Annotated in this window: 12 protein-coding genes; 1 reads left to right on the top strand and 11 read right to left on the bottom strand. The window is 65.5% G+C overall.

Annotation, left to right across the window (positions count from 1 at the left end):
- The 8 genes from KAY22_RS20520 to KAY22_RS20485 all read right to left on the bottom strand — a co-directional run.
- Window positions 1–701, bottom strand: a 701-nt coding sequence (locus tag KAY22_RS20520) for an S-adenosylmethionine:tRNA ribosyltransferase-isomerase (protein ID WP_296625107.1), incomplete at its 3' end; no start/stop codon positions are given.
- Window position 702: 1 nt separating this feature from the next.
- Window positions 703–1,524 (bottom strand): peptidylprolyl isomerase, encoded by an 822-nt coding sequence (locus KAY22_RS27990; protein WP_366514120.1) that lies wholly within the window; start codon window positions 1,522–1,524, stop codon window positions 703–705.
- Between the two features lie 120 nt (window positions 1,525–1,644).
- Window positions 1,645–2,145: a pantetheine-phosphate adenylyltransferase gene (coaD, locus tag KAY22_RS20510; RefSeq protein WP_296625106.1), complete on the bottom strand. Its 501-nt coding sequence runs from the start codon at window positions 2,143–2,145 to the stop codon at window positions 1,645–1,647.
- Between the two features lie 29 nt (window positions 2,146–2,174).
- Complete coding sequence (locus KAY22_RS20505; RefSeq protein WP_296625105.1) at window positions 2,175–3,065, bottom strand: polyprenyl synthetase family protein; 891 nt, start codon at window positions 3,063–3,065, stop codon at window positions 2,175–2,177.
- A gap of 4 nt (window positions 3,066–3,069) precedes the next feature.
- On the bottom strand, window positions 3,070–3,312 hold the full coding sequence (locus KAY22_RS20500; RefSeq protein WP_296625104.1) for an exodeoxyribonuclease VII small subunit: 243 nt from the start codon (window positions 3,310–3,312) through the stop codon (window positions 3,070–3,072).
- 139 nt (window positions 3,313–3,451) lie between these two features.
- Complete coding sequence (locus KAY22_RS20495) at window positions 3,452–4,135, bottom strand: DUF1013 domain-containing protein (protein ID WP_296625103.1); 684 nt, start codon at window positions 4,133–4,135, stop codon at window positions 3,452–3,454.
- Window positions 4,136–4,255: 120 nt separating this feature from the next.
- The gene (locus KAY22_RS20490; protein ID WP_296625102.1) at window positions 4,256–5,284 is read right to left on the bottom strand and encodes a glycosyltransferase family 1 protein; all 1,029 of its coding nucleotides are present in this window, start codon (window positions 5,282–5,284) and stop codon (window positions 4,256–4,258) included.
- Window position 5,285: 1 nt separating this feature from the next.
- A complete protein-coding gene (locus KAY22_RS20485) occupies window positions 5,286–6,128 on the bottom strand; it encodes a UDP-2,3-diacylglucosamine diphosphatase (protein ID WP_296625101.1) in 843 nt (280 codons plus the stop codon).
- Window positions 6,129–6,334: 206 nt separating this feature from the next.
- Between KAY22_RS20485 and KAY22_RS20480 the strand changes: the two genes are divergently transcribed.
- Entirely contained in the window at window positions 6,335–6,940 is a 606-nt protein-coding gene (locus tag KAY22_RS20480) for a glutathione S-transferase family protein (RefSeq protein ID WP_296625100.1), read from the top strand.
- Between the two features lie 58 nt (window positions 6,941–6,998).
- Here the strand turns inward: KAY22_RS20480 and KAY22_RS20475 are convergent, their stop codons facing one another.
- From KAY22_RS20475 to KAY22_RS20465, 3 genes are all read right to left on the bottom strand, one after another.
- The gene (locus KAY22_RS20475) at window positions 6,999–7,541 is read right to left on the bottom strand and encodes a peroxiredoxin (RefSeq protein ID WP_296625099.1); all 543 of its coding nucleotides are present in this window, start codon (window positions 7,539–7,541) and stop codon (window positions 6,999–7,001) included.
- A 182-nt stretch (window positions 7,542–7,723) separates the two neighbouring features.
- Window positions 7,724–8,482 (bottom strand): ATP-binding cassette domain-containing protein, encoded by a 759-nt coding sequence (locus KAY22_RS20470; RefSeq protein ID WP_296625098.1) that lies wholly within the window; start codon window positions 8,480–8,482, stop codon window positions 7,724–7,726.
- A partial coding sequence (locus KAY22_RS20465) for an ABC transporter permease (RefSeq protein WP_296625097.1) occupies window positions 8,482–8,922 on the bottom strand: 441 nt, incomplete at its 5' end. The genes KAY22_RS20465 and KAY22_RS20470, both read right to left, overlap by 1 nt.

The following is an 8,922-nucleotide window of genomic DNA, read 5'->3' as shown; positions in this document are numbered from 1 at the left end:
GCTTCGATCCGTCCCCATTCGGCATGCATCCGATGGTCGTCGGTATCGTCGGCCTTGACCGGCAGGAAGGTCCCCGCGCCGACATGGAGCGTCAGCGTCTCGCTGGCGATACCCGCAGCCGCCAGCGCCTCCATCAGGCGCGGGGTGAAGTGCAGCGCGGCGGTCGGGGCCGCCACCGCGCCCTTTTCGCGCGCGAACATCGTCTGATAGTCGTCGAGATCGCGCTCGTCGGCGGCGCGCTTTCCGGCGATATAGGGCGGCAGCGGCATCGTTCCCGCGCGCTCGAGCAATAGCTCGACCGGCTCGTCGCCCTCGAACTCGAACAGGATCGATCCATCATCGCCGCGCTCGACGGCCAGGGCGAAGACGTCCCGACCGAAGTCGATGCGGTCGCCGATCTTCACGCGCTTGGCGTTGCGGACGAAGGCCCGCCAGCTGCGCAGCCCCTCGCGCTTGTGCAGCGTTGCGCCGATCCGCGCTTCGCCGCGCCGCCCTTCCAGCTGCGCAGGAATGACGCGCGTGTCGTTGAACACCAGACAGTCGCCCGCGCGCAGGAGCTTCGGCAGATCGCTGACCCGCCAGTCCTCGAATGGCGCGCTCGGCCCGCATATGTTGAGCAGCCGCGCACTGTCCCGCGGATCGGCGGGCCGGAGCGCGATATTCTCTGCGGGAAGGTCGAAGTCGAAGAGATCGACGCGCATGTCAGTTCGGCTGGGCCGGGGCCTCTTCGGTCGCGACCTGATCGACCGCGCTGGCGGTCGGCGACGGGCTGATCGCATCGACGGCGGCGGCAGTACCGCCGGCCGGGCGATCGCCTTCCTCACGCGCAGCCTTGGCCTGTTCCTTGGCGGCCTTGCGTTCGGCCTTTACCTGCTTCTTCTTCGCCTTGGCTTCGGCCTCGGCCTTTTCCTCGGCTTCCTTGCGCGCCTGCTTCGCCGCCTTGCCGGTCAGCACTGGGGCCGCTTCCGCAGCCTTCGGGGGCGGGGGTACGAAGGCGGCGGGTGCCTGCCCGAGGTCGTCGGATTCGATCGAGGCATGAACGATCTTCGACGGGTTCGCCGGCGGCTCGCCGCGTTCGAGCGCATCGACATACTGCATGCCGGACACGACGCGACCGATCACCGTATAGTTGCGGTCGAGCGTCAGGTTCGGCTGGAGCATGATGTAGAACTGGCTGTTGGCGCTGTCGGGCGACTGGGCGCGCGCCATCGCCATCGCACCGCGGACATGGGGCAGATCGTTGAACTCGGCCTTCAGGTCGGGAAGGTCGGATCCGCCTTCGCCGGTGCCCTGCGGATCGCCGCCCTGGGCCATGAAGCCCTCGATCACGCGGTGAAAGATCAGGCCATCATAGAAATGACGCCGAGTCAGCGTCTTGATCCGGTCGACCGAATAGGGGGCCTGGTCCGGGCGCAGCTGGATCTTCACCCGGCCACCGGTCGAAAGATCGAGATTCAGGATATTCTGCGGGTCCTGCGGCGGAGGCACGTCCCCCGCGACCTGTGCGACACTGGTTCCGGCCATGAAAAGGCCGGCAAGGGCCGCGGCAATCAACTTCGAACGCATCAGATCCATTCTCCAACCGCGCAGGGCGCGGGTTCCTTACTCGCAGCGGGCTTGCGGTCGGCTGAACCGCCCGGCCCTTCAGCTACCCTTCTTACCGATCTTTTCGACGCGCGCGACGACTTCCTGCACCACCTGCGCAGGAACGAAACGATCGATCGCGCCGCCGTAGAGGGCGATCTCCTTGACCAGGCGGGATGCGATCGGCTGCAGGGCGACATCGGCCATCAGAAAGACCGTCTCGACCCGGTTGTTCAGCTGCTGGTTCATCCCCGCCATCTGATATTCATATTCGAAGTCAGCCACGGCGCGCAGGCCCCGTACGATGATCGACGCCCCCATCCGCTCGGCGAAATCCATCAGCAGCGAGTCAAACGCGACGATCTCGATCCGGTCGCTCAGATCGGCGGTCTCCCGACGAACCATCGCCAGCCGCTCGTCGAGCGTGAACATCGGTGATTTGGACGGATTGGTCGTCACCCCGACGACCAGCCGGTCGACCAGCTTCGCCCCGCGCCGGATGATATCCATATGGCCGAGGGTAATCGGGTCGAAGGTACCCGGATAGACGCCGATGCGCATGTGCATTCCCCCCTATATCAGCGATATCGTCAGCGGTCTCGCCGGACCGTATAGGCGGCGATGTCCCGCAGCAGATCGGCTTCCGCACCGAAGCCGGACAGATGGCCGATCGCCTGCTCGCTCAGCAATTTCGCCTGCGCGCGAGCGCGTTCGACGCCGAGCAGCGAGACGAAGGTCGCCTTGCCGGCAGCCTCGTCCTTGCCCACCGCCTTGCCCGTCGCGACGGCATCGCCTTCGACGTCGAGAAGGTCGTCGGCAATCTGGAAGGCCAGGCCCAGATCATGGGCATAGCCACGCAACCGCGCCCTGCCCTCGGCGGGAACGCGCCCCAATATGGCCGCCGCCTCGACAGAAAAGGCAATGAGCGCGCCGGTCTTGAGCTGCTGCAGTCGCGTGACGATACCGAGATCCTGAACCAGCGAAGGCGCCGCCATGTCCATCGCCTGTCCGCCGACCATACCGGCGGGCCCGGCCGCTGCGGCGAGCGCGGTGACGAGTTCGCACCGCACGAAGGGGTCCGGATGCGTCGCCTCGCTGCCGATGATCTCGAAGGCCAGCGCCTGCAGCCCGTCACCGACCAGGATCGCCGTCGCCTCGTCATAGGCCTTGTGGACGGTCGGCTTGCCGCGACGCATGTCGTCGTCGTCCATCGCCGGCAGGTCGTCATGAACGAGGCTGTAGACATGCACCGCCTCGATCGCGAGGCCGACGCGCAGTGCGCACTCCGGATCAACGGCGAACAGACGGGACGAAGCCGAAACAAGTAAAGGACGGAGCCTCTTGCCGCCACCGATCGCCGCGTGGCGCATCGCTTCATAGAGCGGCCGCCGGCTGTCCTCGGGCGGCGTCAGCAGCAGGTCGAAGCGGGCGTCGATCTCCCGCGCGATGGCGGCGATTTCGGAGGCGAGGCGGTCGCTCATCCGTTCAGCCCGCGTCGAAGGGCTCGGTCCCCCGCGGCGCGCCATCGGCACCGAGACTGATCTTCTCGATCCGTGCCTTGGCAGCGTTCAGGCGCTGCTCGCACAGCCGCTTGAGCGCATCGCCCTTGGCGTAGAGAGAGATCGACTGGTCGAGCGGAACCTCGCCCGATTCCAGCTGTCGGACGATCGTCTCAAGCTGCTTCAGGGCATCCTCGAAGGAGAGGTCGGCGATGGCGGCACTGTCCATGGGCGAGGCTTTTGGGCTGGCGCGCGCCGGGGGTCAAGCCGGGACTGGCGATGACGGCCGGGCCTTGGCGCGTCCAACGAAGCACGGGCCGGGACCGACGAACCGGGACCGGGCCGCCAGGACGGCGGCCCGTCGGGTGTCAGATCTTCTTGAACGGATCCTGGAAGGTCGCGCCGCCGAAGGTCGACGACTGGTCGGCATGGACTTCGTCCACGCGGCGCGCGGCCGCGTCACGCTGGGCACGGAGTTCCTCGATCAGGGCCTCCCGGTCGCCCTCCAGACGGGTGTCGGGAGCCGCCTCGATCCCGGCGGCCTTCGCCGCCTTGGCGACGATCGCGTCGAGTTCGCGCTGCGAGCAGAGGCCGAGCGTCACCGGATCCTTCGGAACGATGTTCGAGATGTTCCAGTGCGTCCGGTCGCGGATCGCGGCGATGGTGGTGCGGGTCGTGCCGATCAGTTTGGAGATCTGGCCGTCCGACACCTCGGGATGGTTGCGAATGATCCATGCGATGCCGTCGGGCTTGTCCTGACGCTTGGACACCGGCGTGTACCGCGGGCCCTTTGTGCGGCGCAGCTGATCGGGGCCCTTCTGCATCACCAACCGGTAATTGGCGTCCTTCTGGCCCTTCTCGATCTCGCTCATGGTCAGCTCGCCGGCGCGGACCGGATCGCGGCCGGTCAGCTTGGTGGCCGCCATGTCGTCGGCGATGGCCTGGATCTCGAGGATGTGCAGACCGCAGAACTCGGCGATCTGCTGGAAGCTGAGCGCGGTGTTGTCGACCAGCCACGAAGCGGTGGCGTGGGGCATGAGCGGCTGGGCCATGGCGGTCCTCCAAATAAAAGGGCCGCCCCTTCACGGAGCGGCCTGAGCGTGGCCATGATGTACTGAACCCGCAGGCGAAGCACAAGGCTGGACGTGCGAGGGCCAGTTCCGGCCCTGACGTCAGGCTGCCTGACGACTTCGCCCTGCGCCCTGAGGAACCAGCGCCGCAAGAAACTGCTCTGCGCTGCGGCGCCAGCCGAAGGTTGCTCCATAGGCTGCGGCAGCACCCCGTTCGCAGGTCAGCGCGCTGCGGATGGCCACCGACAGATCCTCGTCCATCGCGGAGGACGACGGATCGAGGACGTCGACGGGACCGGTCACCGGATAGGCAGCAACTGGCGTACCGCAGGCCAGTGCCTCGATCATCACCAGCCCGAACGTGTCGGTCCGGCTCGGGAAGACGAACACATCGGCTCCGGCATAAGCGGAGGCAAGCTCTTCGCCATGCAACGCGCCCAGGAAGACCGCATCGGGATAACGCCGTTCGAGCGCAGCCCGGGCGGGCCCATCTCCGACCACGACCTTGGTGCCCTCGGCGTCGGCCGACAGGAAGGCCTCGACATTCTTCTCGACGGCGACGCGGCCGACATAGAGCTGGATCGGGCGTGGCAAGATGGCAAAGGCCGGGTGCGCCGAGCGGTCGGGGCGGAACAGTGCGAGATCGACGCCCCTGCCCCAGCGCCGCACCGGCCCGATCCCGCGCGCATCGAGGACCGCCTCGATCGAAGGCGTCGACGCCAGGATCGCGGCGGACGGCGCGTGGAACCAGCGGATATAGCGCCAGAACCAGTCGGCCGGCATGCCGGTACGCTCGGCGACATAGTCGGGAAACTGGGTGTGATAGGCGCTGGTGAAGGCGAGGCGGCGCGACAGGCAATAGCGGCGAGCCGCGAGACCGATCGGCCCCTCGGTCGCTACATGGATGGCGTCGGCGCCGAACTCCGCGATGCGGCGGCCGACGCCACCATGGGTGGTCAGCGCCAGCCGGATCTCGGGATAGCTGGGACAAGGCAATGTGCGAAACTGGTCGGGCGCGATGACGCAGACCTCATGGCCCATCGCCGCGAGTTCGGCGGTGACCGCCTGGAGCGTCCGGACGACGCCGTTGACCTGCGGCGCCCAGGCATCGGTGGCGATCGCGATGCGCATGTCAGGCCGCCATCGCCGGAGCGATCTCACGCCGGGCGGCGATCTCGTCGGCCCAGTGAAGCACCTCGAGCCGGCCGTCGAAATGCTCGACCAGCGCCGTGCAGCCTTCGACCCAGTCGCCATCGTTGTAGTAGACGATCCCGCCGAAATCGCGGATCTCTGCGGTGTGGATGTGTCCGCAGACGACGCCGTCGACGCCACGATCGCGCGCTTCGTGCGCTACCGCTTCCTCGAAGCGGGAGATGAACTCGACCGCATTCTTGACCTTGTTCTTGGCGTGCTTGGACAACGACCAATAGGGCAGATCGAGCCGCTGGCGCACCGCGTTGATCACGATGTTCAGCCGCATCAGCCCCGAATAGGCAGCGTCCCCCAGAAAGGCGAGCCAGCGGTGGCACATCACGACCGCGTCGAACTCGTCGCCATGGGTCACCATCAGCCGCCGGCCGTCGGCGGTCTCATGGACAGCGTTGCGCCGAATCTCGATCCCGCCGAAGGTCAGGCCCGAAAACTGACGGAACATCTCGTCATGATTACCGGGGATGTAGACAACCCGCGTGCCGCGCTTGGCGCGCTTCATTACCCGCCAGACGATATCGTTATGCGCCGAGGGCCAATACCAGCTGCGGCGCAGCTTCCAGCCATCGATGATGTCGCCGACCAGGTACATCGTCTCGCTGTCGGTCGAGTCGAGAAAGTCGATGAGCATCTGCGCATTGCAGCCGCGCGTTCCCAGGTGGACGTCGGAAATCCAGATCGTCCGGAAACGCTTTCGCTTCCTGTCGGCTTCCGGAATGGTCGGACGCAGATCCTGAAAGTCCGCGATCCGGGTGATGGCATTCATCGCTCGTCTCCTGGCTGGATGACGTGCGAAGCCTATGATTCAACATTGTTACAGCCGCCTTGGAGTTTCGCTTACGCCTTTGTGACAGCTGCTGAGGCTGCGTCTCAAATGTCCGCAACAAATCCCGCCTGCTTCAAGACGATAGCCCGACAAGGTCAGAGCCGGGGAGAAGTCAGTTTCTGTCCGGTACAGGAGCGGCTAAGCGCGTGCCGAAGCAAAAGGGAGACGCGGACATGCGGGTCTATGGCGATTCGATCTCGGGCAATTGCCTGAAGGTCAAATGGACGGCAGCGATTCTCGGCATCGCGATCGAGTGGATCGAGACGAGCGTGCTCGACGGATCGACACGAACGGCGGGCTTCCTCGAATTGAACCCGGCCGGCCAGGTGCCTCTTCTGGTCCGCGACGATGGTCGCAGCCTGGCGCAGTCGAATGCGATCATGCTCCATCTGACGGAAGGCAGCGCCCTCGTGCCGGCGGACCCGTTCCTGCGCGCGAAGATGTATGAGTGGCTGTTCTGGGAACAATATAGCCACGAACCCTATGTGGCCGTGGCGCGCTTCCAGATGCATTATCTGGGCAAGGCGCAGAGCGAACTGGAGCCGAAGATCGTGGAGCGCGGCAAGGCTGCGCTCGCCCTCCTCGACCGCCATCTCGCAGAAGCCGACTGGCTGGTCGGCGACGCGCTTACCCTCGCCGACATTGCGCTCGTCGCTTACAGCCGCGTCGCGCATGAAGGCGGGTTCGACCTTGCCGACTATCCGGCGCTGCAACGCTGGATCGCCCGGGCCGAAGCCGCCCTCTCGATCTGAGCAGCAGATGCACCGCCCCGGTCATCGACCGGAGCGGTGCTACCGTGCGGAATGCGGGTCAGGCGGCCTTCTGGTTCTCGCGCAGCCAGGCAAGGACGTTATCCGGCGAGCTGACGCCATAAGGGTCTTCGTCCGAACCGTCGTCGTTGATTCCCGGCTCCTCGAACCAGGCGACGACGCGGCCGTCCTCGACCACCATCGAATAGCGCCACGAGCGATCGCCGAAGCCGAGATGATCCTTCTTGATCAGCATGCCCATGCGGCGGGTGAAGTCACCCGAGCCATCGGGGAGCATCTTGACCTTGTCGACGCCCAGATGCTTGCCCCACTGGTACATGACGAAGGCATCGTTGACCGACAGGCAGTAGACGTCATCGGCACCGGCCGCGCGCAGATCGTCATAGGAACGCTCATAAGCCGGGCACTGCTCGGTGCTGCAGGTCGGCGTGAAGGCGCCGGGAAGGGCGAAGACTACCACGCGGCGCCCCTTGAACAGTTCACCCGTGTGGATGTCCTGCCAGCGGAAGGGATTGGGTCCGCCGACGCTTTCGTCGCGGACGCGGGTCTTCAGGGTAACGTCGGGAACGGTGCGGCCCAGCATCGATAATCTCCTTGATCTGCGGTGACAGCCCTATGCCGGAGCCGCACTGATCGATCCAATTGGATTATCTTCTCTCAGTTATCGATTTTCTGACAGGGTCGATCTTGCGCGGCTCGGTAGGTCCCAAACGCGCAATGGCAGATCGAGTGCCCGAACGCGCCCCGGCGCGCCCGACAGCGGGATCAGGTAATCGGACCTTCGGCACGCCCCTGAACGAACTGGTCCACATAAGGATTGCCGCTGTCGTAGAGCCGGTCGCGCGGACCGGTCCAGACGATCCGCCCCTGATAGAGCATGGCGACGCGGTGCGCGATCTTGCGCGCCGACGCCATGTCATGGGTGATGGTCAGCGCGGTCACGCCCAGTTCCTCGACCAGTTCGACGATCAGGTCGTTGATCACGTCGGCGCGGATCGGGTCGAGGCCGGTCGTGGGTTCGTCGAAGAAGATGATCTCCGGGCGCGGCGCGATGGCCCTCGCCAGCGCGACCCGCTTCTGCATACCACCGGACAATTCGCTGGGACGAAGATCGAGGATCTTCGCGTCCAGGCCGACGCGCTCCAGATTCTCGGTCGCGATGCGCCGCATGTTTGCGGCATCGCGCATCCGGCCCTGGGTCAGGGCGAAGGTGACGTTGCGCCAGATGGGAAGCGAGTCGAACAGCGCCGATCCCTGGAACAACATGCCGAACTTCGCGCGGGCGCGCTCCAGTTCGCGGGTCGACATCGAGGCGAGATCGTCGCCATCAACGCGAATTTCGCCACGATCCGGACGGATCAGGCCGAGGATGCATTTGAGCATTACCGACTTGCCGCTGCCCGACTGACCGATGATGACCATCGATTCCCCGCGCTCGATCGTGAGATCGACACCATCGAGCACGCGGTTCGGGCCGAATGCCTTGCCGACGCCCTGGAGAATGATCTTGGGTTCGCTTGCCATCAGCCGAAGGCCACCAGCGTGATGATCATGTTGCTAAGCAGGATCAGGATGAAGGCCGACACGACCGCGTCGGTCGTCGCGCGGCCGACGCCGGCCGCGCCGCCTTGCGCCTTGAACCCGTGATAGCAGCCCATCAGCGCGATGAAGAAGCCGAAGAAGGCGGATTTGACGATCGCCATCTGCAGGTCGGTGGCGGTCAGGTACTGGCGTGTCGTCTGCAAATAGCCGATCGCGTTGAAGTCCAGCTTGTAGACTGCGACGAAATAGCCGCCGAAAATGCCGATCGCGTTGGCGATCAGAACCATCAGCGGGATCGCGATCAGCGCAGCGATCAGACGCGGTGCGATCAGGTAGCGATAGGGATCGGTGCGCAAGGTCGTCAGCGCGTCGAGCTGCTCGGTCACACGCATCGTGCCGAGGTCGGCGGCCATCGCCGACGA

Origin of the sequence: Rhizorhabdus sp., assembly GCF_018006725.1 — a bacterium.
In the GTDB taxonomy this organism is placed as follows: Bacteria; Pseudomonadota; Alphaproteobacteria; order Sphingomonadales; family Sphingomonadaceae; genus Rhizorhabdus.
Note: the sequence above shows the minus strand (reverse complement) of the source record. Positions and strands in the feature narration are given on the sequence as shown.

Coding starts and splice junctions, on each gene's coding strand:
- KAY22_RS27990 (WP_366514120.1), bottom strand. CDS start 1,524: ATGGCCGGAACCAGTGTCGCACAGGTCGCGGGGGACGTGCCTCCGCCG.
- coaD (WP_296625106.1), bottom strand. CDS start 2,145: ATGCGCATCGGCGTCTATCCGGGTACCTTCGACCCGATTACCCTCGGC.
- KAY22_RS20505 (WP_296625105.1), bottom strand. CDS start 3,065: ATGAGCGACCGCCTCGCCTCCGAAATCGCCGCCATCGCGCGGGAGATC.
- KAY22_RS20500 (WP_296625104.1), bottom strand. CDS start 3,312: ATGGACAGTGCCGCCATCGCCGACCTCTCCTTCGAGGATGCCCTGAAG.
- KAY22_RS20495 (WP_296625103.1), bottom strand. CDS start 4,135: ATGGCCCAGCCGCTCATGCCCCACGCCACCGCTTCGTGGCTGGTCGAC.
- KAY22_RS20490 (WP_296625102.1), bottom strand. CDS start 5,284: ATGCGCATCGCGATCGCCACCGATGCCTGGGCGCCGCAGGTCAACGGC.
- KAY22_RS20485 (WP_296625101.1), bottom strand. CDS start 6,128: ATGAATGCCATCACCCGGATCGCGGACTTTCAGGATCTGCGTCCGACC.
- KAY22_RS20475 (WP_296625099.1), bottom strand. CDS start 7,541: ATGCTGGGCCGCACCGTTCCCGACGTTACCCTGAAGACCCGCGTCCGC.
- KAY22_RS20470 (WP_296625098.1), bottom strand. CDS start 8,482: ATGGCAAGCGAACCCAAGATCATTCTCCAGGGCGTCGGCAAGGCATTC.